Origin of the sequence: Pseudomonas sp. EL_65y_Pfl2_R95, from assembly GCF_963971045.1 — a bacterium.
Lineage (GTDB): Bacteria > Pseudomonadota > Gammaproteobacteria > Pseudomonadales > Pseudomonadaceae > Aquipseudomonas.
In genome coordinates this window covers 445,691-471,248 of record NZ_CAXAOV010000004.1, presented here as the reverse complement: position 1 = coordinate 471,248, position 25,558 = coordinate 445,691, and the positions used below count along the sequence as shown (strand labels likewise).

28 protein-coding genes are annotated in these 25,558 nt (G+C 55.1%); 21 read left to right on the top strand and 7 right to left on the bottom strand.

Annotated elements, in window-relative coordinates:
* Positions 1-7: 7 nt before the first annotated feature.
* Together trpA and trpB are read right to left on the bottom strand one after the other, a co-directional pair.
* Entirely contained in the window at positions 8-817 is an 810-nt protein-coding gene (trpA, locus tag AACY09_RS15640) for a tryptophan synthase subunit alpha (RefSeq protein ID WP_339489311.1), read from the bottom strand.
* Positions 817-2,037 carry a tryptophan synthase subunit beta gene (gene trpB / locus AACY09_RS15635; RefSeq protein ID WP_339489309.1) on the bottom strand — a complete coding sequence of 407 codons (1,221 nt, stop codon included), beginning with the start codon at positions 2,035-2,037 and terminating at the stop codon, positions 817-819. The genes trpA and trpB overlap by 1 nt, the downstream gene beginning before the upstream one ends.
* A 139-nt stretch (positions 2,038-2,176) precedes the next feature.
* Here trpB and AACY09_RS15630 point away from each other — a divergent pair, with 139 nt between their 5' ends.
* The 5 genes from AACY09_RS15630 to AACY09_RS15610 all read left to right on the top strand — a co-directional run bounded on the left by AACY09_RS15630 (position 2,177) and on the right by AACY09_RS15610 (position 6,170).
* Complete coding sequence (locus tag AACY09_RS15630; protein ID WP_339489306.1) at positions 2,177-3,064, top strand: LysR family transcriptional regulator; 888 nt, start codon at positions 2,177-2,179, stop codon at positions 3,062-3,064.
* Between the two features lie 142 nt (positions 3,065-3,206).
* The gene (locus AACY09_RS15625; RefSeq protein WP_339489304.1) at positions 3,207-3,419 is read left to right on the top strand and encodes a dodecin; all 213 of its coding nucleotides are present in this window, start codon (positions 3,207-3,209) and stop codon (positions 3,417-3,419) included.
* Positions 3,420-3,584: 165 nt separating this feature from the next.
* Entirely contained in the window at positions 3,585-4,517 is a 933-nt protein-coding gene (locus tag AACY09_RS15620; RefSeq protein ID WP_339489303.1) for an autotransporter domain-containing protein, read from the top strand.
* Between the two features lie 133 nt (positions 4,518-4,650).
* Entirely contained in the window at positions 4,651-5,646 is a 996-nt protein-coding gene (locus tag AACY09_RS15615; RefSeq protein WP_339489302.1) for an LLM class flavin-dependent oxidoreductase, read from the top strand.
* A 98-nt stretch (positions 5,647-5,744) separates the two neighbouring features.
* The gene (locus AACY09_RS15610; RefSeq protein WP_339489301.1) at positions 5,745-6,170 is read left to right on the top strand and encodes an OsmC family protein; all 426 of its coding nucleotides are present in this window, start codon (positions 5,745-5,747) and stop codon (positions 6,168-6,170) included.
* Between the two features lie 73 nt (positions 6,171-6,243).
* Here the strand turns inward: AACY09_RS15610 and AACY09_RS15605 are convergent, their stop codons facing one another.
* Positions 6,244-6,660 (bottom strand): PA0061/PA0062 family lipoprotein, encoded by a 417-nt coding sequence (locus AACY09_RS15605; RefSeq protein ID WP_339489300.1) that lies wholly within the window; start codon positions 6,658-6,660, stop codon positions 6,244-6,246.
* A gap of 53 nt (positions 6,661-6,713) precedes the next feature.
* A complete protein-coding gene (locus AACY09_RS15600) occupies positions 6,714-7,130 on the bottom strand; it encodes a PA0061/PA0062 family lipoprotein (protein WP_339489299.1) in 417 nt (138 codons plus the stop codon).
* A gap of 91 nt (positions 7,131-7,221) precedes the next feature.
* Between AACY09_RS15600 and AACY09_RS15595 the strand changes: the two genes are divergently transcribed.
* Together AACY09_RS15595 and AACY09_RS15590 are read left to right on the top strand one after the other, a co-directional pair.
* Positions 7,222-8,295, top strand: a complete 1,074-nt coding sequence (locus AACY09_RS15595; RefSeq protein ID WP_339489298.1) for an aminopeptidase — start codon at positions 7,222-7,224, stop codon at positions 8,293-8,295.
* Between the two features lie 81 nt (positions 8,296-8,376).
* Positions 8,377-8,637 (top strand): DUF1161 domain-containing protein, encoded by a 261-nt coding sequence (locus tag AACY09_RS15590; protein ID WP_339489297.1) that lies wholly within the window; start codon positions 8,377-8,379, stop codon positions 8,635-8,637.
* Between the two features lie 35 nt (positions 8,638-8,672).
* Here AACY09_RS15590 and AACY09_RS15585 read toward each other — a convergent pair whose 3' ends face one another.
* Complete coding sequence (locus tag AACY09_RS15585; RefSeq protein WP_339489296.1) at positions 8,673-9,320, bottom strand: HAD family hydrolase; 648 nt, start codon at positions 9,318-9,320, stop codon at positions 8,673-8,675.
* Positions 9,321-9,554: 234 nt separating this feature from the next.
* On the opposite strand from AACY09_RS15585, the gene AACY09_RS15580 reads away from it, so the two are divergent.
* Together AACY09_RS15580 and AACY09_RS15575 are read left to right on the top strand one after the other, a co-directional pair.
* A complete protein-coding gene (locus AACY09_RS15580) occupies positions 9,555-10,868 on the top strand; it encodes a sulfite oxidase (RefSeq protein ID WP_339489295.1) in 1,314 nt (437 codons plus the stop codon).
* 8 nt (positions 10,869-10,876) lie between these two features.
* Complete coding sequence (locus AACY09_RS15575; RefSeq protein WP_339489294.1) at positions 10,877-11,269, top strand: hypothetical protein; 393 nt, start codon at positions 10,877-10,879, stop codon at positions 11,267-11,269.
* 41 nt (positions 11,270-11,310) lie between these two features.
* Here the strand turns inward: AACY09_RS15575 and AACY09_RS15570 are convergent, their stop codons facing one another.
* Positions 11,311-11,853 (bottom strand): gamma carbonic anhydrase family protein, encoded by a 543-nt coding sequence (locus AACY09_RS15570; RefSeq protein ID WP_339489292.1) that lies wholly within the window; start codon positions 11,851-11,853, stop codon positions 11,311-11,313.
* Positions 11,854-11,989: 136 nt separating this feature from the next.
* On the opposite strand from AACY09_RS15570, the gene prlC reads away from it, so the two are divergent.
* The 4 genes from prlC to mazF all read left to right on the top strand — a co-directional run bounded on the left by prlC (position 11,990) and on the right by mazF (position 15,122).
* Positions 11,990-14,038 (top strand): oligopeptidase A, encoded by a 2,049-nt coding sequence (gene prlC / locus AACY09_RS15565; protein ID WP_339489291.1) that lies wholly within the window; start codon positions 11,990-11,992, stop codon positions 14,036-14,038.
* Complete coding sequence (locus AACY09_RS15560; RefSeq protein ID WP_339489290.1) at positions 14,035-14,310, top strand: YheV family putative zinc ribbon protein; 276 nt, start codon at positions 14,035-14,037, stop codon at positions 14,308-14,310. Before prlC ends, AACY09_RS15560 begins: the two co-directional genes overlap by 4 nt.
* 231 nt (positions 14,311-14,541) lie before the next feature.
* A complete protein-coding gene (locus tag AACY09_RS15555; RefSeq protein ID WP_339489289.1) occupies positions 14,542-14,784 on the top strand; it encodes an AbrB/MazE/SpoVT family DNA-binding domain-containing protein in 243 nt (80 codons plus the stop codon).
* The gene (mazF, locus tag AACY09_RS15550) at positions 14,784-15,122 is read left to right on the top strand and encodes an endoribonuclease MazF (RefSeq protein WP_339489288.1); all 339 of its coding nucleotides are present in this window, start codon (positions 14,784-14,786) and stop codon (positions 15,120-15,122) included. The genes AACY09_RS15555 and mazF overlap by 1 nt, the downstream gene beginning before the upstream one ends.
* 34 nt (positions 15,123-15,156) lie before the next feature.
* Here mazF and AACY09_RS15545 read toward each other — a convergent pair whose 3' ends face one another.
* Positions 15,157-15,945 carry an AraC family transcriptional regulator gene (locus AACY09_RS15545; RefSeq protein ID WP_339489287.1) on the bottom strand — a complete coding sequence of 263 codons (789 nt, stop codon included), beginning with the start codon at positions 15,943-15,945 and terminating at the stop codon, positions 15,157-15,159.
* Between the two features lie 82 nt (positions 15,946-16,027).
* Here AACY09_RS15545 and AACY09_RS15540 point away from each other — a divergent pair, with 82 nt between their 5' ends.
* The 8 genes from AACY09_RS15540 (at position 16,028) to AACY09_RS15505 (ending at position 25,558) form a co-directional block, all read left to right on the top strand.
* Positions 16,028-17,032 (top strand): bile acid:sodium symporter family protein, encoded by a 1,005-nt coding sequence (locus AACY09_RS15540; protein ID WP_339489285.1) that lies wholly within the window; start codon positions 16,028-16,030, stop codon positions 17,030-17,032.
* 237 nt (positions 17,033-17,269) lie between these two features.
* Positions 17,270-18,457, top strand: coding sequence for an acyltransferase family protein (locus tag AACY09_RS15535; protein ID WP_339489283.1), 1,188 nt, complete (start codon positions 17,270-17,272; stop codon positions 18,455-18,457).
* 501 nt (positions 18,458-18,958) lie between these two features.
* Entirely contained in the window at positions 18,959-20,017 is a 1,059-nt protein-coding gene (locus tag AACY09_RS15530) for a PA0069 family radical SAM protein (protein ID WP_339489282.1), read from the top strand.
* Between the two features lie 128 nt (positions 20,018-20,145).
* The gene (locus AACY09_RS15525; RefSeq protein WP_339489281.1) at positions 20,146-21,054 is read left to right on the top strand and encodes an AraC family transcriptional regulator; all 909 of its coding nucleotides are present in this window, start codon (positions 20,146-20,148) and stop codon (positions 21,052-21,054) included.
* Between the two features lie 224 nt (positions 21,055-21,278).
* Positions 21,279-22,589, top strand: coding sequence for an ABC transporter substrate-binding protein (locus tag AACY09_RS15520; protein ID WP_339489280.1), 1,311 nt, complete (start codon positions 21,279-21,281; stop codon positions 22,587-22,589).
* 82 nt (positions 22,590-22,671) lie between these two features.
* Positions 22,672-23,598 (top strand): carbohydrate ABC transporter permease, encoded by a 927-nt coding sequence (locus tag AACY09_RS15515; protein ID WP_339489279.1) that lies wholly within the window; start codon positions 22,672-22,674, stop codon positions 23,596-23,598.
* Positions 23,599-23,608: 10 nt separating this feature from the next.
* Positions 23,609-24,442, top strand: a complete 834-nt coding sequence (locus tag AACY09_RS15510; protein ID WP_339489278.1) for a carbohydrate ABC transporter permease — start codon at positions 23,609-23,611, stop codon at positions 24,440-24,442.
* A gap of 15 nt (positions 24,443-24,457) precedes the next feature.
* Positions 24,458-25,558 carry an ABC transporter ATP-binding protein gene (locus AACY09_RS15505; RefSeq protein WP_339489277.1) on the top strand — a complete coding sequence of 367 codons (1,101 nt, stop codon included), beginning with the start codon at positions 24,458-24,460 and terminating at the stop codon, positions 25,556-25,558.

The following is a 25,558-nucleotide window of genomic DNA, read 5'->3' as shown; positions in this document are numbered from 1 at the left end:
AGCGGTGTTATTTACGCGCGCTGCGAACCCCTTCGGCCAGTTGGCTGCACAGATCAAGCACGCCTTTAACAGCAGCATCGCGGGTGTCGGCTTTTTCGATCTGATCGATCAGCGCCGAGCCCACCACAACGCCATCCGCCAGGCGAGCGATGGTTGCAGCGTGTTCCGGGGTGCGAATACCAAAGCCGATACTGATTGGCAGATCGGTATGGCGACGCAGACGCGCAACCGCCTGCTCGACGTGCTCAAGTGTGGCCGCACCAGCACCGGTCACACCGGCCACCGATACGTAGTAAACGAAGCCAGAGCTGCCGTTAAGCACTTTCGGTAGACGCTTGTCGTCAGTGGTGGGCGTGGTCAGGCGAATAAAGTCGAGGCCCGCTGCTTGCGCGGGGTCGCAGAGGTCAACGTTATGTTCTGGCGGCAGGTCAACTACGATCAAACCATCAACACCGGACTCTTTCGCTTCGCCGATAAAGCGCTCAACCCCGTATTTGTGAATCGGGTTGAAGTAGCCCATCAGCACCAGCGGCGTGGCTTGATCGTCCTCGCGGAATTCACGGACCATCTTCAGGGTCTTGGCCAAATCCTGCTTGGCGGCCAAGGCGCGAATGTTAGCCAACTGAATTGCTGGGCCATCAGCCATAGGATCGGTAAATGGCATGCCTAATTCGATGACATCCGCACCGGCTTTCGGCAAGCCTTTGAGGATCGCCAATGAGGCGTCATAACCCGGATCACCCGCTGTGACGAAGGTCACCAGCGCAGCGCGGTTTTGTTGCTTGAGTTCGGCAAAGCGAGCTTGCAGGCGGCTCATCAGTTGTTCTCCTGCTGGTTTACGGCATCAGCCATGTGATGCATAACGGTTTGCATGTCTTTGTCGCCGCGACCGGAGAGGTTAATGACCATCAAGTGATCGCTTGGCAGACTCGGCGCGCGCTTGAATACTTCGGCCAGTGCGTGGGCGCTTTCCAGCGCAGGAATAATGCCCTCCAGGCGACAGCATTTATGGAAGGCATCAAGCGCTTCGTTGTCGGTAACCGAGGTGTATTGCACGCGGCCAATCTCATGCAACCATGCGTGCTCTGGGCCGATACCTGGGTAATCGAGACCGGCGGAGATAGAGTGCGCATCAATGATCTGACCATCGTCATCTTGCAGCAAGTAGGTGCGGTTACCGTGCAGCACGCCCGGTACCCCGCCATTCAGGCTGGCCGCATGCTTGCCGGTTTCAATACCGTGACCGGCCGCTTCAACACCGATGATTTCAACCGACTTGTCATCGAGAAACGGGTGGAACAAGCCCATGGCGTTAGAACCGCCGCCGATACAGGCCACCAGACTGTCTGGCAGACGGCCTTCTTGAGCCTGCATCTGCTCGCGAGTTTCTTTGCCGATCACCGCCTGGAAATCACGCACCATCTCTGGGTATGGGTGCGGGCCGGCAACGGTGCCGATCAGGTAGAAGGTGCTATCGACGTTGGTCACCCAGTCGCGCAGGGCTTCGTTCATCGCATCTTTCAGCGTGCCAGTGCCGGCAACAACCGGAATCACCTTGGCGCCGAGTAACCGCATGCGGAAGACGTTGGCCTCCTGACGATCAATGTCAGTGGTACCCATGAAAATCACGCATTCGAGACCGAAACGGGCTGCGACAGTTGCAGTGGCAACGCCGTGCATACCCGCGCCGGTTTCAGCGATGATGCGTTTTTTACCCATGCGCCGCGCCAGCAGAATCTGGCCGATGCAGTTGTTAATTTTGTGCGCGCCGGTGTGGTTGAGTTCTTCACGTTTGAAGTAGATCTTGGCGCCGCCGCAATGCTCAGTCAGTCGCTCAGCAAAATACAGTGGGCTCGGACGGCCGACGTAGTCGCGCTGAAAGTAAGCCAGCTCTTTGAGAAATTCAGGGTCTTGCTTGGCTTTTTCGTATTCGTCAGCCAGATCGTGAATCAACGGCATCAGGGTTTCTGCGACGTACTGACCGCCGAACGCGCCAAACAGGCCGTTGGCGTCAGGACCATTACGAAATGAAGTCATGGTGTTCTCCTCAATCTTCTCTAATACGGCTGGGTCATGAGCACAGGCTGAACCCGCTCAGACAATGGACAAAGGATAAGGCTGTGTGACTCAGGAAAAAAGCGATAAGATTGCTGCAACCTGTTAGGAAAACTCACAGATGAACCACGACCTTCCGCCGTTAAACGCCTTGCGTGCATTCGAAGCAGCTGCGCGTTTAAACAGTGTAAGCGCCGCCGCTGAAGAGCTGAATGTTACCCATGGCGCAGTTAGCCGGCAGATTAAAGCGCTGGAAGAACATCTTGGCATCGCCTTATTCAGCAAAGACGGTCGCGGCCTTAAACTCACAGATGCAGGAGCCCGACTGCGCGACACCAGTTCAGAGGCTTTCGAACGATTGCGGCAAACCTGCGCCGAGCTCAAGCAAGGCAAGGCTGAGGCGCCCTTTGTGCTGGCCTGCCCCGGCAGCCTGCTGGCCCGCTGGTTTATTCCTCGGCTTGACCGGCTTAATCGCGAGCTACCCGACTTACGCTTGCAGCTGTCGGCCAGCGAAGGTGACCTTGACCCGCGCGGGGCCGGGGTAGACGCCACACTCTGGTTTGCCGAACCGCCCTGGCCGGCAGATATGCGCGTATTTGAGCTCGCCGCGGAGTGTATCGGCCCAGTCGTGAGCCCGCGCTATAGCCATTTTAATGCGCTGATGCAGGGCTCTGCCGAAGCCTTGCTCAATGAGCCGCTACTGCACACCACTTCGCGCCCGCAAGCCTGGCCCAGCTGGGCGCAGAGTAACGCCATCGCCCCGGAGAGGTTGCGTCTGGGTCAGGGTTTTGAGCACCTGTACTATTTGCTCGAAGCCGCAGCAGCCGGTCTTGGCGTGGCCATCGCCCCGCAGCAATTAGTGGCTGATGATCTGGTTGGCGGCCGACTCCTGGCGCCTTGGGGTTTTGTTGAAACCTCGGCCCGCTTAGCGTTATGGGTGCCAAAGCGGCAGCTCGACAAACGCGCAGAACGCTTGGCGCAGTGGCTGGAGCGCGAATTATCAGGCTGACCGCTGAGTTCTTGCCTAGGCTTTAAAGTGAACATTGCACCGATAGGGGCATCTGTATTGAAGAGCAGCTAATTAAGTTTAAGCCTGATCCGCTCGCCATTACCGCCCGTATCAAACGACTGAACTCACTGAGGAGCACACCATGTCAGAACATATCTACAAGAAAGTTGAAGTTGTTGGCTCATCAAAAACCAGCATCGACGACGCCATCAACAATGCGATTGCCGAATGCGCCAAATCGATTCGCAACCTCGATTGGTTTGAGGTGATCGAAACGCGGGGTCATATTGAGGACGGCAAGGTTTGTCATTATCAAGTCACCCTTAAAGTTGGCTTCCGCCTAAGCAGCAGCTAACGCATCTGCCCCGAGCAGGCGAGTAGCGTGAACTCGCCTGCACAATTCAAAACCTGCCAAATCACGTCTAGCTCGCCCCTGCGCAACCGGACGGCGGCGTAATTAATTTCTGCATGCTGGGTTTAGCGTCTAGAATTCAGGCGAATTGATTACTGACTGCTGACCATGGCCAAACTTGCTTCCCGGTTCACCTTTCTTGCACTTATTGCCGCGCCTTCTGTACATGCTGAATTGATGCTCGACGCTGGCGATGTCGAAGATCGGGTAAATGGCGTGCTGTCATTGATGTCGTACTCAATGACTCCCGATCTGGCTTCAAGCTCACTGCAAATCAAGGATGGCAACGGTGGAAACCCAAGCATCAAGATGACCCAACTGGGTGGTGGTGCGACGATGAGCAAGTCATTTCCGCTTTACCTTGAAGGTGCAGCCGCCTACAGCCGTTACGACCCACGCTTTGTTGCCACTGATGGCGCGCAGCAGCGGGCTATTCCAGTCAAGTGGAACTCAGTGTCTGCCACCGGCGGTGTCGGTTGGGATTTCCCAGTAAGCGATGAAGTCGTTTTTCGGCCCATCGCCAGTGTTGGACTGGGTTACATGACCAGCGACCTGAATGCGGCGCGGATTTTTATTAACCGTAAAACCAACAAACAGATCAAATTTCTCGACGATGGGCAGATGAGCGCCTTGGGCCTGGGCGGCGCACTGATGCTCGATTGGGAACGCGTGCGGCCCGACTACGAAGCCGATATCGAACTGCGGTACAGCTACATGAATTTACAGCAAATCGGCGGCGATGAAGCCATTGACGGCGAAGTGACCGCTCAAACCGCCAACCTATGGTCCCGCTGGCGTGCGCCAACAGGTTGGGTCGTGATGCAGCGGCCGCTACGCTATGTACTGGAGTTTTCACACTCCGAGTACCTCGGTGAACAACGTGGAGCTTTGGGTTTTGACCGATTATCCACATTTGGCCTGGGTATCGAATTCGACTCCAGCGCTTATGACGTGTTTATCACTCGCACCCGCTTGGTGCTGCGACAAATGGTCGGCGATGACGTATCCGGCCTGTCACTGGGCTTAGCCGTTAGTTTTTAGTCTGTATCCATGCAGGGGATGACTGCCAATTCGAGCACAGGGCTTGGAATCGATAATTTAATCCCCACTATTAAACTCAAGTATTGGCGCACTCGCTGTGCCGCACATTTGAGTCATTGAATAGGCAGAGCAGATGAGCGCTTTAGCAAACACTAAAATTTCTATCCTCGACCTAGCCCCCATCCGCGATGACGGCAACGCCAAGCAAGCCTTGAGCAACTCGCTGGCTTTGGCGAAATATGCCGAGCAGCTTGGCTTTAACAGATTTTGGGTGGCCGAACACCACAATATGGATGGCATCGCCAGTTCGGCAACGTCGGTCTTGCTCGGTTACTTGGCGGCCAACACCCAAAGCATACGCTTGGGTTCTGGCGGGGTGATGTTGCCCAACCACGCCCCACTAGTGATCGCTGAACAGTTCGGCACCTTGGCCACGCTTTACCCGGACCGCATTGATCTGGGGTTGGGCCGCGCCCCGGGTGCGGATCAATACACCGCACATGCACTGCGGCGCGACCGCAGCGGCAGTGCTGACGATTTCCCCCGCGATGTGGAAGAGTTACAGCGCTATCTCGGTCCTCGCACGCCAGACCAACGCGTTGTAGCCATGCCCGGCAGCAATACAAATGTGCCCATTTGGCTGCTTGGCTCAAGCCTGTTCAGCGCCCAGTTGGCCGGCCAGAAAGGCCTGCCTTATGCCTTCGCCTCGCATTTTGCGCCACGCATGATGCATGAGGCCATTCGCATCTACCGTGACCACTTCAAGCCTTCTGATGTCCTCGACAAGCCTTATGTGATGCTCGGCGTGCCCCTGGTAGCCGCCCCCAGCGATGAGGAAGCCGAGTACTTAGTGACGTCGGCCTACCAGCGGATTCTCTCGCTGATTCGCGGCCAGAGCCTGGTCCAACGCGCGCCGGTAGAAAGCATGGACGGTTTGTGGCTGCCTCATGAGCGCAACGCAGTGGGCGAATTCTTTGGTTTGGCCATGGTTGGCGGCCCGGAAAAGGTCCGCGCCAAGCTTGAAGTATTGCTTGAGCAAACGGGCGCCGATGAATTGATTTTTACCAGCGACCTCTACGACTTCACCGACCGCAAGCGCTCCTTCGAGATTCTCGCAGGCCTGCGCTAAAACCCTGAGCCAGTTCAAGCCTCGCCGGCGTCAACAGAACGAACTTGTTGGCGCGGCGGCACTCTCAACTAGGTATCCCAATAAGCAGGAGACGTTTGATGAAGAAGACCGCATCGGCCCATTGGCAGGGCAGTATCAAACAGGGCAAAGGCACCATCTCTACCGAGAGCGGCGCATTGTCAAAATCACCTTATGGCTTTAATACGCGTTTTGAAAACGAACCGGGAACCAACCCTGAGGAACTGATTGGCGCCGCCCACGCTGGATGCTTCTCGATGGCGCTATCGCTGCAACTCGGAGAGGCAGGAATGACCGCCGACAGCATCGACACCAAGGCGGAAGTGACACTGGATAAAGACGGCGACGGCTTCTCGATCACCGCTGTCCACCTGACCTTGCACGCAAAAATTCCGGGCGCTGACCGCGCCGCCTTCGAAAAAGCGGTACAGAACGCCAAAACCGGTTGCCCGGTTTCGAAAGTGCTGAACGCAACAATCACTCTTGAAGCAACGCTCGACAGCTGAGTAATCGCTTACAAGGCCCGCCGGACACTCCTGCGCGCCCTGTTCAGCGACTCCAGCAATAGCTGGATGCTGGCTAGAAGGTACCGCAGCGCATGACGTCTGCCTTGGCGACGAGATTGCGCTGCTCGTCATACAGCCAGCCCTGCGCTTCACGCATCAACGGGCGAGCCTGCATTTGGTAGCGCTTGCCCGCTTCAAAGTTATCGTACCGATACCGCAGCTCGCAGGTCACCTGGACGGGCTCAGCCATACCCGAGCTTCCGCCACTTGGCACGTCAAACATAAAGCGCGCCTGCAACTCATGGGCACCCGGCGGTACCTGGAAGTAGCGTCCGTCATTCAGGCGCTTGTCATCCAGCTTATCGGCCATGAGCATGTATCCTGCGCTGGCATAGAGCTCGACCCAAGCCTGGTCAGGCGAGGGCTGCGGCAACTCGGATGCGCAGGCAGTGAGTGCAAGCGTGCAGGCGGTGAGTGTTATTCGCTGCATGACAAGGACCTCATCAATGCGTGACTAAGGTTCTGAGCATAGCGCTGTTTGGCCTATATTTGCCCACAACTGCCTTCGCGGGCGGTGCCTAACAGTTGATCATTTGTATCAAAGAGTTTGGCCCAAGGCCGAAAGCCCACGGAGCCCGCCTCCAAGCGATAGGTCTGACCCGCGACAAAGTCATTGTATTTGACCGTCATCTCGCAGCTGCGCGCCAACGGTGGCTCATCACCCCCCATATTCGTCGCCGCTACATTGAAACGCACTCGCGCATGCAGTTCGTGGGCGCCAGGGCTGACTTGAAAGAAACGATCGTCTTCCAGACCTTTATTGTCGACTTTACTGGCAACCAACTGCGTCTCTTCGTCGGCTTGTAAATCGACCCAAGCCTCGCTCGGGTCGTGACTTGGCATAAGCAACGAACAACCACTGAGTAAAGCCAAACTGGTGACAGCCAAAAAAGCGCGCATGCAAGGGCTCCGATTTTAATTATTCAACGCTGCTGGAATGCCTCTAAAAAGGGGCTGGCGGACGACCCAGCGGATGCAGTAGTGTCCCGCCATGCCGCCTATCTATCGCTCTCTACTCGACCGCATCCAACTGACTTGGGTTCCGTTGCTGCTCATTGCCCTGCTGAGCGGTTGCTCCAGTGTTGATTACTACAGTCAGCTGCTGGATGGACAGCTCGATGTATTGCAGCGCCGCCAAGCGATTTCACAGCTGATCAGTGATCCAAGCACTGACGCGCAATTGCGCGAGCGGCTGGCCCTGTCGCAACAGGCGCGCAGCTTTGCCAGCCAAGCATTAGCCTTGCCGGATAACCAGAGCTACCGGGTCTACGCGGATGTTCAGCGGCCATTTGTGGTGTGGAATGTGTTTGCTACAGAGGAGTTCTCGCTAAAGCCGCAATTACACTGCTTCCCAATTGCCGGTTGCGTGGCGTATCGCGGTTATTACCAGCAAGGACGGGCGCGAGGAGCCGCAGCGCTGCTCGGCCAACAGGGTTTGGACGTGTATATGGGCGGCGTCGAGGCCTATTCAACCCTGGGCTGGTTTGATGATCCGCTGCTCAACACTATGCTCCGCTGGAGTGATGAGCGCCTGGTCTCGGTTATTTTCCATGAGTTAGCCCATCAGCAGTTTTATGTCGCGGGCGACACTGAATTCAATGAATCCTTTGCCACTTTTGTTGAGCAACAAGGCCTGCGCCAGTGGCGAGCCGAGCGCGGCCTGCCCGCCGCGGACCCAACAGCTGACCGCCAACGCGAGCAATTCACCCAACTGGTACTGGCAACCCGGGCGCGCCTTGAGACGCTATATGCCAGCGGCAAATCACCCGAGCAGTTACGCCAAGGTAAACAGGCCGAATTTCAACGCTTGCGTGATGACTACCATGAGCTGCGCCAGCAAAGTTGGGGCGGCACCGGTCGTTATGATGGTTGGATCAATTCGCCGATGAACAACGCCAAGTTGCTGCCCTTCGGCCTTTATGATCAATGGGTGCCTGCCTTCGCCAAGCTGTTTGCCGAAGTTGATGGCGACTGGCCAAGGTTCTACCAAAAGGTTGCGCGACTCGGCGCATTGCCAGCAGATCGGCGTAAAGCAGCGCTCGAACAGCGGTTAGTGGCAAATTAACAGCACAGCAGGCGAACTAGTTGCACTTGTCTGCGTCTAAATTACTCCTATCGAAAACGAATGCTCCCAAGGCGGTGCGTCATGTTAATCAGGATCAAACCCCACACATTGGTTGCCCTCATTACTCTCAGCGCTGGCTTGCTGGGTAGCGCAGGGGCACAAGCAGCGGTGAAGCCTTGCGACGAGCTCAAGCAAGAGATTGAGGTAAAGATTCAGGCCTCGGGCGTGCAGAGCTATACCTTGGAAGTGGTCCCCAACTCAGAGGTTGAAGACGAGAACATGGTAGTCGGCAGCTGCGATGGTGGCACCAAGAAGATTATTTATCAGCGCAACGACGGCTAAGCCCAGGCACTCAGCCTGAAGCGAGTCCTGTTCGATTAACGGGCAAAGGCCTGCTGCAATTGGTCAAACGTCTGAAAGTGATAGCGCGGCTGTTCATCACTCAATTCGGCGAAGCTACCAAATCCATAGCCGACCGCAGCGGCGTCCACGCCATTGCTGCGCGCGCCAATCAGGTCGTGCTTACGGTCGCCAATCATCAAACAGCTGTCTGGCGCCAATCCTTCCTGCTCAAGCAAGTGGGCGATCAACTCGACCTTATTGGTCCGGGTCCCATCCAACTCACTGCCGTATATCACCTTGAAATGCTCAGCAAATCCAAAGTGCTCGGCGATCTTTGTGGCAAAGACCCGCGGCTTGCTTGTGGCCACATACAAGCTGCGCTGCTGGCTATTGAGCAAGCTTAGCAACTGGGGAACACCCGCAAACATCTGGTTCTCGTACAAACCGACATCGGCAAAGCGCTCACGGTAGAAATTCACCGCTTGCCAGGCTGTGGCCTGATCAAACGCATAGGTACTCATAAAGCATTGCAGCAGCGGCGGGCCAATAAAGTGCTCAAGTGCTTGCAGCTCAGGCTCATCAATCCCCAGCTTGTTCAGGGCATATTGCACCGAACGGGTAATACCCTCACGCGGATCAGTGAGCGTGCCGTCAAGGTCAAACAGGATGTTTTGGTAATGCATTGTGCCGCCCGCGATGCGCCGTGATGAGAGTGCGCACACCATACAAAAAACGGCGCATTGATCACAGCTTAAAGCGTTGGGCTGATAACCAAAGGCTGCATCTGGACCGATCAATACCCAGTAATTGGTCGTTGTCCATCAGCGCTAAGCCGCCTACTGTCAAACCACAGCTTTGGCGCTCGGCAGCTTTTGCCGCCGTCACTGACAATAACAACTGGCAAGGAGCGGCCGAGTATGTCGAAAGACCAACGTGGCATTCATGAGTTGTATGCTGAAGACCCGATTGAGGCGGAAAAGCTGTTGTGGGATCGTGAGGCCGAGCCCAGCCGTCGCGGCTTTCTCAAGCGCAGCAGCCTTCTGGCCATGGCGTCTGCGCTGGGTGCAAGCATTCCCTACGCGCGTTTCTTGCCTTTAGGGGTTATTCCAGCGGGTCTAGCTCACGCTGAAGAGCCCTTCACTATTGAAGGCAAAGATGGGCTCAAGGTCCTCAACGACCGGCCATTAAACGCCGAAACCCCTGCCCATCTGCTCGATGATGAAATCACCCCGGCGCGGCATATGTTCGTGCGCAACAACGGCATACCACCCGCCGTCAAAACCCTGGATGCGGCCAGCTGGAAACTGGAAATCGCCGGTGAATCATGTGTCACGCCCACCACCTTCAGCGTTGCTGAACTGCAATCACGCTTCAAACATTACAGCTATCAACTGGTGATCGAATGTGGCGGCAATGGTCGCAACGAATTCGTTCCAGCGGCGAGCGGCAATCAATGGACGGTAGGCGCTGTCGGCTGCCCGACCTTTACCGGGGTGCGCTTACGCGATGTGCTTGAGGCCTGTGGCATTAAAAAAGATGCGGTGTACATCGGCTATTACGGTGCAGATGCACACCCGAGCGGCGACCCGAGTAAGCACGCAATCTCGCGCGGAGTACCGATGGACAAAGCGCTCGAAGATCAGACGTTGATTGCCTGGGCGATGAATGATCAACAGATCCCTTATCTCAATGGCCAACCATTGCGCTTGGTTTGCGGCGGCTGGCCGGCGTCGACCTCGGGCAAATGGCTGAACAAGATCGTTGTGCGCAATAAGGTGCATGACGGCAACAAAATGGCCGCTCCGTCTTACAGCATACCCAAGTATCCGGTCGCACCCGGCAGCGAAGTGCCGGTCGAAGACATGCAGATTATTCAATCGATGCCGGTCAAATCGCTGATTACCTTTCCCAAGTCAGGGATCAGCCAACCGCTTAAACAAAGCTTGCAGGTGCGGGGCCATGCGTGGGCAGGTGATCTTGAGGTGAGCGAAGTACATGTCTCGACCGACTTCGGTGTGACCTGGCAACCCGCCAAACTGAAAGCACCGGTCAATCGCCTGGCATGGCAACACTGGAGCGCAGAGTTGAGTTTTAGCGAAAAGGGCTATTACGAAGTGTGGGCGCGGGCAGTCGATAGCCAGGGTAAATCGCAGCCTATGCTGGTACCGGGCTGGAATCCAAAGGGTTACTTGAATAACGCCTGCCACCGTATCGCTGTGCAAATAGTCTAGGAGGACCCATGGCCCATTCAACTGCCCTGCGTCTGTTACTAATCGGGCTATTTTCAGCTTCGGCCAACGCAGCCGATACCGCGGCGCAAGTCGATCCTGCGAGCGGCTTTATCATCGCCCCCGGCTGGGAAACCGTGCGCAACAACTGCATGGCTTGCCATTCCGCCAAACTGGTCACGCAGAACAGCGGCAGCCGCGAGCATTGGCTGTCATTGATCCGCTGGATGCAAGACAAGCAAGGCCTATGGCCGTTTGATGCAAAAACTGAAGATACGATTCTGAGCTATCTCAGCAATAACTATGGCGCCAAAGCCGAAACGCGACGCCCGGCACTGCTGGCCGAGCAATTACCTGACAACCCGCTGCGCAAGCCAAAGCCTGCGCCACAGAAAACCGATTGAGGATGCGTTAGGCACTATTGCTGCAGCCGAGAGCCTGTTACTCAGTGCCCGTAGCCTTCCATTAGGTGCTGGTCCTTGAGGCGCACATAATTACCGGCGGTATAGGTGAAGTAGCTGAGTTCTTTCTCAGTCAGCGCACGCGCCTGTTTAGCCGGGCTGCCAACGTAGAGGAACCCACTTTCAAGACGCTTGCCCGGGGGGACCAGACTGCCGGCGCCGAGCACCACTTCATCTTCGATCACCACGCCATCCATGACGATGCTGCCCATGCCGATCAGAATCCGGTTGCCAATGCTGCAGCCGTGCAGCGTGACCTTGTGCCCCACTGTGACATCGTCGCCAATGTTCAGCGGATAACCTTCTGGGTTAAATGGCCCGGCGTGGGTAATGTGCAATACGCAGCCATCTTGAATACTGCTGCGCTGGCCAATACGAATGCTGTGCATGTCTGCGCGAATCACAGTCAGGGGCCAGACCGAGCTGTCGTCGCCAATTTCGACGTCGCCCAACACTACCGCAGAGCTGTCGACAAAAACGCGCTCGCCCAGTTGCGGAGTGAATTGCTGGAAAGTTCGAATAGACACGATAGATTCCTCTTAGCTGCCAATACGCACAATTCTAATTAAGATACCAAGCCTATGGGTTGTTAATTGGCCTGCGTGACCCAATAACTGAGCCATTAGCTGTTAATTTTTGAATTCAAACGACAGGTGCCTGCCCGTGACCGCTAGCAATCCGCTGCTCCAGAACTTCGACTTGCCGCCTTATTCCAGCATTCGCCCCGAGCATGTTGAGCCCGCGGTCGACACCATCCTTGCTGAAAACCGTGCCGCTATCGCTGAGTTGCTCAAGCAACAGGCTGGCGCACCGAGCTGGGGCGAAATGGTGCTGCCGTTTGATGAGCTGAATGCGCGTCTTGAGCGGGCCTGGGGTCCGGTAAGCCACCTCAATGCGGTGCGCAATAACCCTGAATTGCGCCAAGTATATGAAGCCTGCTTGCCGAAGCTCTCCGAGTATTCCACCGAGATCGGCCAGAATCGCACCCTGTTCGAAGCCTACAAGGCACTGTCCGAAAGCCCTGAGGCGGCGGGTTATGATGTCGCGCAAAAGACTATTTTGCAGCACGCCCTGCGTGACTTCCGGTTGTCGGGTATCGACCTGCCGGAAGCCGAGCAACAGCGCTACGGCGCTATCCAGATGCGGCTCTCCGAGCTGGCCAGCCACTTCTCCAACCAACTGCTTGATGCGACTCAAGCGTGGAACAAGTTGGTGACGGATGAAAGCGAGCTGCAAGGCATCACTGACTCGGCCAAGCAACAAATGGCTGAAGCAGCCAAAGCCAAGGACCTTGAAGGCTGGCTGATTACCCTGGAATTCCCAAGCTACTACGCGGTGATGACCTATGCCGATAATCGTGCGCTGCGCGAAGAGGTCTATGCTGCCTACTGCACCCGCGCCTCGGACCAAGGGCCCAATGCGGGGCTAAACGACAACACGCCGGTGATGCAGGAGATACTCGACCTGCGCCAAGAGCTGGCCAAACTGCTCGGCTTCGCCAATTATTCTGAGCTAAGCCTGTCGAGCAAGATGGCTGACAACAATGAGCAAGTGCTGAGTTTCCTGCGCGACCTCGCAGTACGCAGCAAGCCTTTTGCAGCGCAAGACCTTAAAGAACTGCAGGCCTTTGCCAGCGAGCAAGGCTGCACCGACCTGCAAAGCTGGGACGCGGGTTACTACGGCGAGAAACTTCGCGAGCAGCGCTACAGCATCTCGCAAGAGATCCTGCGGCCTTATTTCCCTGTGGATAAAGTGCTGACCGGCTTGTTCGCCATCGTCGAAAAGCTCTACGGGATTCAGATCAAGGAACTCAGTGGCTTCGACACTTGGCACCCGGATGTGCGCCTGTTTGAGATCAGCGAAAACGGCCAGCATGTTGGGCGTTTCTTTTTTGACCTCTATGCCCGCGCCAACAAGCGGGGTGGTGCCTGGATGGATGGCGCCCGAGACAAGCGTCGCAGCGCCGCTGGCGAGTTGATCAGCCCAGTGGCCAATCTGGTGTGTAACTTCACCCCAGCGGTCGGTGACAAGCCCGCGCTGCTGACCCACGATGAAGTCACCACCCTGTTCCACGAGTTTGGCCACGGCTTGCATCACCTGCTGACCCGCGTCGAACACGCCGGTGCCTCCGGCATCAATGGTGTGGCGTGGGATGCGGTCGAGTTGCCGAGTCAATTCATGGAAAACTGGTGCTGGGAGCCGGAAGGCCTTTCCTTGATTTCCGGTCACTACCAGACGGGCGAAGCACTGCCGCAAGAACTGCTGAACAAAATGCTTGAAGCCAAGAACTTCCAGTCGGGGCTGATGATGGTCCGCCAACTCGAATTCTCGCTATTCGACTTTGAACTGCACGCCACCCATGGTGACGGACGTAGCGTGCTGGACGTGCTTGAAGGCATCCGCGCTGAAGTTTCGGTGATGCGTCCACCGCAGTACAACCGCTTCCCGAATGGCTTCGCGCATATCTTTGCCGGCGGCTATGCGGCGGGTTACTACAGTTATAAGTGGGCTGAAGTGCTGTCCGCCGATGCGTTCTCAAAGTTCGAGGAAGACGGCGTATTCAACAGTGAAACCGGCCGGGCATTTCGCGACGCCATTCTGGCGCGCGGCGGTTCGCAAGAGCCCATGGTGCTGTTTGTCGATTTTCGTGGCCGCGAGCCAAGCATCGACGCGCTGCTGCGCCATTTGGGCTTGAGTCAGGAGGCCGCATGACTGACAGCAACGCCCGCAAAAAACGCTTTATCGCCGGTGCTGTGTGCCCGGCGTGCAGCGCCACGGATACGGTAAAAATGTGGGATGAAGACGGCGTGCCACACCGCGAGTGTGTGGCCTGCGGCTTTGCCGATTTGCTCAACGCCCAAGGCCAATCGGTGCCGCGCGAATTAGGCACGCGCGTTAACAAAGCCGCGGCCAAACCGGCGGAGGCACAAGTGCAGACCGTGCAGTTCTTCCCTAATCCGAAGCTGAAAAAAACCGAGAAATAGCCCATGTGGCACTTGGTGTGCGCCGATCATGCTGTGGCAGGTGTGGCCTGTTGATAACGGTCCAGACTTAAGCGCAGCTGCATTTGCGCTGTCCACGCCTACAGTCTTCGCGGCGGGATAGGATCAGGTAGACGACATCAGCACACGTCACCACTTATTCGTATCGACACTGTTGATACGCCTGCAGAAGTTCGCTACTGTATCTTCATTGTTGATACTGAGGGTCGTAGCGTGCAAGTTATTATCAAAAAATGGGGCAACAGCCCCTCGGTTCGCATCCCTGCCGCTGTGATGAAACTGGCAAAGTTGTCGCTGGACACATTGGTGGACGTTCGCGTTGAAGATGGACGCATTATCATTGAGCCTGTCTATCCTCGTGAGATCGATCTAGATTCGCTAGTTGCAGGCATCACCACGGATAACCTGCACGCCGAGGCTGATTTTGAAGCCCCCGTTGGCAAGGAAGCTTTCTGATGGTACGCCGCTACATACCTGACTCAGGTGATATTGTTTGGCTCTACTTCGACCCACAAGCAGGGCATGAGCAGGCAGGCCACCGCCCCGCATTAGTACTCAGCCCTGCGAAGTACAACCACAAAACGGGCTTAATGTTGTGCTGCCCCATGACGTCCCAGCTCAAAGGTTATCCTTTTGAGGTCGAGATTGACGGTGAACGTGCAACTGCGGTCTTGGCGGATCAAGTCAAAAGCCTGGACTGGAACGCTCGCCGAGTCGAGTTCAAAGGCAAGGTTTCGCCCGCTGAACTGAGCGCTGTACGCATCCGCGCCATTGCCTTGATAGGCAAGCCATAAGTGCTTGAGCGCTGGCGATTAAACGCCGCGTCAACTAACGGAAAAACTCACCCGGCGTAGCGCCAAAGTGCTGTCTGAAGGCTGCGATAAAGGCTGAGATCGAATCATAACCGCAGGCCAGGGCAACATCGGTGACCCGCTCACCTTGCTCCAGCGGTGCCAATGCACCCAGCAGACGCAGGCGTTGGCGCCAAGCGCGAAATGTCAGCCCGGTGTCCTGTAAAAACAGACGACTCAAGGTCCGTTCTGACACCTGCAAATGCTCGCTCCACTGGGCCAATGTTGCATGCTGCTCAGGGTTGTCCTGCAGGCTCAAGCACAACTTCTGCAAGCGCAGGTCGTGGGGCATTGGCAGCACCAGGTCCACTTCCGCGGCGACCCGCAACTGATCGAGCAGCACATTGGCCAAGCGTCCATCTGCTCCCGCTTCGTCGTATTCAACCGGCACATCGCTGAAGCGGTTAATCAACTCGCGCAGCAGTGGGCTTACCGACAGCACACGACATGTTTCCGGCGCCCAAGCCACCACTGAGCAATCGATATACAGGCTGCGCATTTCGGTACGCGATGAACTGGACACCTGATGTTCCAAACCCGCCGGCAACCACACCGCACGTTGCGGCGGCGCGACATACCGGGCGTTATCGGTCTGCACTTCCAGCACACCAGCAATGGCATAAGACAACTGCACCCATGGGTGACTATGGCGAAAAGTCAGCGCTCTGTTGGGCAGTGATTCAACCCGACCATACAGCGGCCGTGGCAAGCTTTTCAGCTCGGGCAGCGAGCGGTGAATAATCTCAGATTGTCTGTTTAGCGACATTCGCTGGCTCTTTGGCGTTAGCCGGAAATATGCCAACAGAGTAGTGTTTACAACAACCTGACTGCAAGTACGAGATTCGAACATGTCACTCAAGCGCTTTTTGCCCGATAACTTCACCTGCGCCCTGATTGCAGTGGTCGCCATTGCCAGCCTGCTACCCGCCAGCGGGCAAACGGCCGTTGCCTTCGGCTGGGTCACGAACCTGGCCATCGCTCTTTTGTTCTTCCTGCATGGCGCCAAGTTGTCACGCCAGGCGATTATTCTCGGGGCCGGTCATTGGCGATTGCACCTTCTGGTCTTCGCCTGCACTTTCATTATGTTTCCGCTGCTGGGCTTGGCCCTCAAGCCGGTGCTATCACCTTTGGTTGGCAATGAACTGTATTTGGGCATGCTGTATCTGTGCGCTTTACCGGCCACCGTACAATCAGCAATTGCGTTCACTTCGCTAGCGCGGGGCAATATTCCAGCCGCGATTTGCAGTGCCGCAGCCTCAAGCCTATTCGGTATTTTCCTGACGCCATTACTGGTCGCGTTGCTGATGAACGTCCAAGGGGACGGCGGTTCAACGGTGGATGCAATCGGCAAAATCACCCTGCAACTCCTGGTGCCGTTTATTGCTGGTCAAATTGCCAGACGCTGGATTGGTGACTGGGTAGCGCGCAACAAGAACTGGCTGAAGTTTGTCGACCAAAGCTCGATCCTGCTGGTGGTGTACACCGCCTTCAGCGAAGCGGTCGTTGAAGGTTTGTGGCACCAGGTGCCGCCCATAGAACTTGTCGGTCTGGTGTTTGCCTGCTGCGTATTGCTGGCGCTGTCATTACTCGGCACCTATCTGTTTGGCAAATGGTTCGGTTTCAACCAGGAAGACCGCATCACCATTGTGTTCTGCGGTTCGAAGAAGAGCCTGGCTACAGGCGTGCCAATGGCCCAGGTCTTGTTTGCCGGCAGTACCATTGGCTTGTTGATCTTGCCACTGATGATTTTTCACCAGATCCAGCTCATGGTTTGTGCCGTTCTCGCCCAGCGTTATGCTCGGCGCCCTGAGTCAACCGAAGGTCATGAGAGCGAGCAGCCAGTCATACGCTGAGCTTCCAGATTGTTGGCAGAGCCAGATGCGCCCATAGATATCTATTTTAAGCCCAGAGTTTTAACCATATGATGAAATTAATGAAGCTTGGGTATTAGGCCACCATACTCAGTTGCGAGTGAAACCCCTATCGTCATCTTGCTGCCTAGGGGCCAGGATAATCTAGCACCTTCTTGACCGAACGACAGGCCATCTGCCATCGTGCCGCGATGTAATCAAAACAACAATGAGAACTTGATGAGCAGTCGCAAAAATTTAGAAATTGAGTACCTGCGCGGGGCGGCTATTGTCATGACGCTCCTTAGCCATATCAATATTTTGCTACCATTTCATGATGATGTGCTACTTAAAATTTACAGAATTTTCATGCCCTGGAGTGGAGTTGATCTGTTCTTCTGTATTTCTGGGTTCGTTGTGAGCAAAGCTTATTTAGACTACTTCGACCAGCACCGCACAAAAGGCCAGTTTGGTTTAGCGGCAGCATGTTTCTGGATACGTCGCGCCTACCGTTTATTGCCCACCGCTTGGCTTTGGATACTCATTCCGCTTTTATTCTCGATCGGCTTTAACCAATCCAATGCTTTCGGTTTGTGGATTGACAATATTCGTAGTTTCACTGCTGTCGCGACTTTTAGCGGTAATCTGGCGAATCAGTACGGCTTACTCCTTGGCCCTAGCCCGCAGTACTGGAGCCTAGCGCTCGAGGAGCAGTTCTATTTTGTGTTTCCACTTTTCTTGCTGTTAGTTACCAGTTCCCGCTGGCGCGTGGTGGCACTAATAGCACTAATTGGAATCCAGTTCGGTCTAGATCGTAATCCTTTTGCTACATCAGCAAGCGCTATGCTTACATCGTTTCGTATTGATGCGATGTTGTGGGGTGTTCTACTGTGCATGTTCACTCGAACTTCGCTCTACAAGCAGTTGGAGCCACAGGGGTTGAGCCAAGGCAGACTTAAACCTCTATTATGCACCCTGTTTTTATTATATATGCTGGGCGCAATAGCGTCTCAGTTAATTGCCATCCCGATTGCCGTAGGACTAATTGCAATTATCTCTGTGTTAATTATTTGGCTCGCGAGCTATCAAAAGGAATATATCTATTGCCCGTCATCTATTAAGGGAGTTATGTTATGGCTCGGATCCAGGTCGTATGCATTATATGTGATACACGTTTTTGCAAACCACTTGAGTACGGAAATATGGACTCGTGTTGCCATTAACCGAGGCGTGCTTTTGAATGAAAGCTTTACAATTGAGTTACTATTTACTTCTGCACTACTGCTGATTGTACTGAGTGAATTAAATTACCGTCTTATTGAGACTCCATTACGCCAGCGCGGCATCAACATTGCTCGTCGCAAACTGAAAGGCGAAACATTGAGCCCCCCAATAAATTCACTCCCTGAAAACTTGGAGCTAAAGTAGCCCGTTATTTTTTCGAGTTACATTTCGGCGCGAATTTATTCGCTATTACCGCAAAGAATGTTGCATCGTAAGGATAAGACACATAACAAAGTCCAGATACAACTAGCAACTTTTGGCTCTAATGTAGAGAATATCTGCATTCTACGCCTTGACCGTGTACAAATTATAATTAGTGAATCAACGGACCCTCGACGACCGGCAGGCAGAGTTTATTATCCGTTTCATGCGTAAACTTAAATCTAAAAAACCTAAGGAAGTTCATTGTCATACATCAAGAATGCGAATGTTAAAGGCGCATTTTCTGACGAGAGCCAAGTAAAAACTGATGCATAAGGCCTCTACGCTTGCTGACTTGCCAGCAAAAATCCTAAAGGTACTAATCATAACTGTGCCAAACCGCTTATCCGCGAAGCGCACAGAGGGTTGGACTGACTGCAATTTAACTGTATAAATATACAGCTATCATTGCAGTCACTCCTTTTCTTTACCTGGACCTTCGTGATGTCAGCCCCATTACCTCCGCGCGGTCGCGGTACGGCCAGCAACCCATTTAACCGCTTTGCCCCGACGCAGATAATCGCCACTGACGACGGCTGGTTTCAGGAAGTGCCGCCAACTGCTGCGACCGAAGTGCGCCTGGAAACCGCGAAGAGCATCATCACCCGCAACCAGTCGCCAGACCTGCCCTTCGACCGCTCAATCAATCCCTATCGCGGTTGTGAACATGGCTGCATTTATTGCTACGCCAGACCCAGCCATGCCTATTGGGATATGTCGCCCGGCATCGATTTTGAAACCAAACTCATCGCCAAGACCAATGCTGTGGCCTTGCTCGAACAACAGCTAAGCAAACCAAGTTACCGCTGCGCGCCAATCAATCTGGGCTCCAACACCGACCCTTATCAGCCAATTGAGCGCCAGCACCTGCTTACACGCAAAACCCTGGAAGTCCTGCTGCGCTATCGCCACCCGGTGACGATTATCACCAAAGGCTCAATGATTCTGCGCGACCTGGACATCCTCAGCGAGCTGGCCAAGCAGCGCTTGGTTGCAGTGATGATCAGCCTGACCACGCTGGATAATCAGTTGAAGTGCATTATGGAACCGCGCGCCGCCTCGCCCGCAGCGCGCTTGCGGGCCATACGGGTGATGCGTGATCAAGGCATTCCGGTCGGCGTGTTGTGCTCACCGATGATCCCGATGATTAATGACATGGAATTGGAGAGCCTGCTGGATAAGGCCAAGCAGGCCGGCGCGCAAAGCGCTTCCTATATGTTTTTGCGCTTACCGCGCGAAGTCGCGCCGCTGTTTGAGGAGTGGCTGCACGCGCACTACCCGCAACGCGCTGAGCATGTATTGAGTTTGATTCGGCAAAGCCGCGATGGCGAACTCTACGACAGCCGCTTTGGTCACCGCTTCCGTGGGGAAGGTGCCTTTGCCGAGCTGATCGCCAAGCGCTTTGCCCTAGCCGTACGGCGCTTGGGGTTAAACCAGCGAGAAGACTTCAAGCTGGACTGCTCACAATTCTGCCCGCCCGGCGGGCAATTGGCACTGCTGTAACCATAGCAACCGCTACCGCCAGCAATAGGCTCTGGATCGGTATCTGTGCTACAAAAAGGCTGAGCATAAATACTCCCGCCCTGAATGACTCAGGCCGTTATGGATAATTCGCAAATCGCCAAGCCACTATGACTCGCATTGCCCGTGTAACCGACCCTTCATATGAATTGATGGACGACCATGGCGGCCATTCGCTGATTTATCGTCAGCATGGCTTCCCGAGCCCGTTGGTGCGCTGGCACTTTCATAAAGAGTTCGAACTGCATTTGATTACCGCCAGTTCGGGCAAAGTGTTTATCGGTGACTACATCGGTAACTTTTCACCCAATAGCTTATTTCTAACCGGCCCCAATCTCCCGCACAACTGGATCAGTCAGCTCGACGATGCAGAGCAAGCCGTGGCTGACCGCGACATGCTGGTGAACTTCACCCACGAAGTCCTCGGCAGCGGCACCAGTGTCTTTTCCGAACTGGAAACCCTGACGCCGTTATTGGCCAGAGCGCAATTTGGTATCGAGTTTCATCACCCTCAAGTGATTGACCAAGCCAAGCATTTGATGACCGCGATCGCACAATCACAAGGGATCAAGCGCCTCGGGCATTTCTTGATTTTGCTTGAACTGCTGGCTGAAACCGAAGATTACCAATTGTTATCTGGGGTCACTTCTTCGCAATTGGCTGATGAAAGCCATGTTGACCGTATAAGCGTGGCGGTGGATTACATCTTCAGCCATTACGCGCAGGATCTGAGCCAAGACGACGTCGCGGCGGTGCTCGGCATGACCCCAACCTATTTTTCGCGCTTTTTCAAACAGGCCACCGGGCGTGGCTTTGTTGAGTTCGTTAATCGGTTGCGGGTGAGTAAGTCATGCGAGCTGCTTACGCGCAGTGACAAACCCATCACTGACGTGTGTTTTGAGTCAGGCTTTAACAACATCTCAAACTTCAACCGCCGCTTCCAGCAACTCAAGGGTATGACGCCTTCGCGCTACAGAAAGTTGGTTGTTCATCGATTTTCTGAAGCAAACCTGTACTGATTTATACCCCACAGAAACAGCCCTTCAAGCGTAACCCCCTGAATTTGCTGAGCCTCCCAAGGTTTTACTCGGAGACCGATTATTTACTAAGTGCAAAAAAGTATCAGTATCTGTGCAGACAAGGATTTGTTCTAGCGCCCTTGCAGCTGTGTAATCGAGGCGAGCACGACAAAAATAATAGCGATCTTCTGCGGCCAAGACGGGAGCAGAAGAGGAGTCAATAAATGAAAAAGTTATCTCTGGCATTTGCTGCCACCGCCTGTTTCTCGCTGTCCGGTTTAAGCCAGGCTGCTGAAACCCTGACGATTGCTACGGTCAACAACAGCGACATGATCCGCATGCAGCGCCTGTCAAAGACCTTTGAGAGCGAACATCCCGATATCAAGCTAAAGTGGGTGGTGCTCGAAGAAAACGTTCTGCGCCAACGCCTGACTACTGATATCGCTACCCAAGGCGGTCAGTTTGATGTGTTGACCATCGGCATGTATGAGGCTTCATTGTGGGGCGCCAAAGGTTGGCTCGAACCCATGACCGACCTCAACGCCGAATACGACCTTGATGACGTATTCCCTTCGGTCCGTGAAGGCTTGTCCGTCAAAGGCACGCTCTACGCCTTGCCCTTCTACGCTGAAAGCTCCATTACCTATTACCGCACCGACCTGTTTAAAGAAGCAGGCCTGGAAATGCCCGAGCACCCGACTTGGAGCCAGATAGCCGGTTTTGCCGGCAAACTGCATGCCCCAGATAAAGATCAATACGGTATTTGCCTACGCGGTAAAGCCGGTTGGGGCGAAAACATGGCGCTCATCAGCACCGTTGCCAACTCGTTTGGCGGGCGCTGGTTTGATGAAAACTGGAAGCCCGAATTCACCGGAAGCGAGTGGAAGAATGCACTGAGTTTCTACGTCGATACCATGCAGAAATACGGCCCGCCGGGCGCCTCAAGCAATGGCTTCAATGAGAATCTGGCGCTGTTCAACAGCGGCAAGTGCGCGATGTGGGTAGACGCCAGCGTCGCCGGCTCTTTTGTCACCGACAAGAACCAGAGCAAAGTGGCCGACGATGTCGGCTTTACCTTCGCCCCGACTGAAACCACTGACAAAGGCTCGTCTTGGTTGTACTCCTGGGCACTGGCAATCCCAGCCAGTTCGAAAGAGAAAGACACGGCTAAAACCTTTAGCATGTGGGCAACCTCCAAGGCCTATTCCCAACTGGTGGCCAAAACCGACGGCATCGCCACCGTGCCACCCGGCACTCGCGCATCTACCTACTCAGATGCCTACATGGCAGCCGCCCCATTTGCCAAGGTCACGCTTGAGTCGTTGAAATCGATCGACCCTGGCAAGCCAACGCTTAAGCCAGTGCCCTATGTCGGTGTGCAGTTGGTGACCATTCCTGAATTCCAAGCCATTGGCACTCAAGTAGGCAAGCTGTTTGCCGCTGCACTGACCGGCGGAATGACCGTCGATCAAGCCTTGCAAGGCGCGCAAACCGCCACTGAACGGCAGATGAAGCGTTCGGGCTATCTGAAGTAAACCCTTTTGGGCAGTCTCCCACTTCGGCGCTTGCGTAGCGCCGGAGCGGGCTTTGTTCACCCTGCTCACTTTTGGAGTTGCCATGCCTACTTCGGCTCTCGACACTCACCCGCAAGCTACAGAAAACAAAGCCAGGAAACGCGGCTTCAAAGTTGGCTGGTTTCTGGTCAGCCCATCCGTGCTGCTGTTGCTGCTTTGGATGGTCGTGCCGCTGGGCATGACTATTTACTTTTCGACGATCCGCTACAACTTGCTGTATCCGGGCGAAGAAAGCTTTGTTGGCCTGGAAAACTTCGAATATTTTTTGACCGACCCGGGCTTTATGCCGGGGGCGATAAATACCCTGACCCTGGTTGGCAGTGTTCTGTTGATCAGCGTGGTGTTCGGCGTACTGATTTCCGCGCTGCTTGAGGCGTGCGAATTCTGGGGCCGCGGCATAGTCCGGGTGATGCTGATTTCGCCGTTTTTTATCATGCCAACAGTTAGCGCGCTGCTGTGGAAGAACCTGATTTTTCATCCGGTCTCGGGGATTCTGGCAGCGGTATGGAAGTTCTTCGGCGCGCAGCCCGTGGACTGGCTAGCGCAACACCCGCTGTTCTCGATCATCATGATTGTTTCGTGGCAGTGGCTGCCGTTCGCCATCTTGCTGCTGATGACCGCGATGCAGTCATTGGACCAAGAGCAAAAAGAAGCGGCGCGTCTTGAGGGTGCGGGCCCGATCGCGATCTTCTGGCACCTGACCCTGCCGCATTTGGCGCGGCCGATTGCGGTGGTGGTGATGATCGAAACCATTTTCCTGCTGTCGATCTTTGCCGAAATCTTCACCACAACCAGCGGGGGGCCGGGCTTTGAATCGACCAACCTGGCGTACCTGATCTACAACCAGGCGCTGCTGCAGTTTGATGTCGGCATGGCGTCGGCAGGCGGCTTGATCGCGGTTGTGATTGCCAATATTGCGGCGCTCGTGCTGATCAGATTGATCGGCAAAAGCCTCACAGACAAACAGTGAGGGCGCGACCATGCTGACTCTAAAACAAAAACGTAGCCTGCAAAGCCTGCTGGTTGGCTGCGCCGCTTGGTTGATCGCCGCGCTGATCTTCTTTCCGATTTTCTGGATGGTGCTGACCAGCTTTAAAACCGAGCTCGTCGCAATTGCCACACCGCCGCAGCTTTTTTTCACTCCGACCCTGGAAAACTACCTACACATCAATGAGCGCAGCGACTATTTCAGCTACGCCTTGAACTCGGTGCTGATCTCGTTCATTGCCACCGCCCTGAGCATGCTGATTGCAGTACCAGCGGCCTATTCCATGGCCTTCTTCGAGACCAAGCGCACCAAAGGTACCTTGCTCTGGATGCTGTCGACCAAGATGCTGCCGCCGGTGGGCGTTTTGATGCCGATTTACTTGATCTGCAAAAGCCTAGGCATGCTCGATTCGCGCCTGGCATTGATCGTGATCTACACCCTGATCAACCTGCCGATCGTGATCTGGATGGTGTACACCTACTTCAAGGACATCCCGGTCGACATCCTCGAAGCGGCACGCTTGGATGGCGCCACCACGCTGCAGGAAATCAGCCGCGTGCTGCTGCCGATTGCCCGTGGGGGCTTGGCTTCGACCATGCTGCTTTCGCTGATTCTGTGCTGGAACGAGGCATTCTGGTCACTCAACCTGACCTCATCCGCCGCCGCGCCACTAACCGCTTTGGTCGCTTCCTACTCAAGCCCGGAGGGCCTGTTCTGGGCCAAGCTTTCGGCGGTTTCGACCTTGGCCTGTGCGCCTATTCTGATTCTTGGCTGGATCAGCCAGAAACAACTGGTACGTGGCCTGTCCTTCGGCGCCGTCAAATAACAATAGGATTCTGTAATGGCTGATCTAAAAGTACGCAACCTGAAAAAAGCCTTTGAAGGGTTCTCGATCATCAAAGGTATCGATCTGGATATTCATGACCGCGAGTTTGTGGTGTTTGTCGGGCCGTCTGGCTGCGGTAAATCGACCCTGCTGCGCCTGATCGCCGGTTTGGAAGATGTCAGCAGCGGCACCCTTGAACTGGATGGCACAGACATTACCGAAGTCGCCCCGGCCAAGCGTGATCTGGCCATGGTGTTTCAAACCTACGCCTTGTATCCGCACATGACGGTGCGCAAAAACTTGTCGTTTGGTCTCGACCTGTCCGGTGCGCCCAAGCACGAAATTAAAGAGAAGGTTGAAAGTGCCGCGCGCATCCTCGAACTCGACCCTTTGCTGGAGCGCAAACCCAAGCAGTTATCCGGCGGGCAGCGTCAACGCGTGGCGATTGGCCGGGCGATTGTGCGCAACCCGAAAATCTTCCTCTTCGACGAGCCACTGTCGAACCTTGATGCGGCGCTGCGGGTGCAAATGCGCTTGGAATTGACGCGCCTGCACCATGACCTCCAAGCCACGATGATTTACGTCACCCATGACCAAGTCGAGGCGATGACGCTCGCGACCAAAGTGGTGGTACTCAACAGCGGCCGGGTTGAGCAAGTTGGCTCACCGCTTGAGCTCTACCACCATCCAGCCAATTTATTTGTTGCGGGTTTCCTCGGTACACCGACCATGGGTTTTCTAGCCGGGCAATTGGGCCAGACCAGCACCAACGCCTGTGAAGTCAAACTCGATGCCGCCGCCAGCATCACTCTCCCGCTGACAACGCCACTTGCAGCGGGCAGCAAGGTGACGCTGGGCATTCGCCCCGAGCACATGAATATCGTGCCGCAAGGCGAAGGCGTATTTAGCGTGACCGCCGATGTCAGTGAACGCCTTGGCAGCGACACCTACTGCCATGTGCGCAGCCAATCAGGCGAAATGCTGACGGTGCGGGTGCGTGGCGACTTCGCGCCGACATTTGGCCAAGCCTTGGACATAGGCTTCGATCCGGCGCACTGCCACCTGTTTGACGACAGCGGCAAAGCCATCGACAAACGCATTCAATCAGCGGCTTAA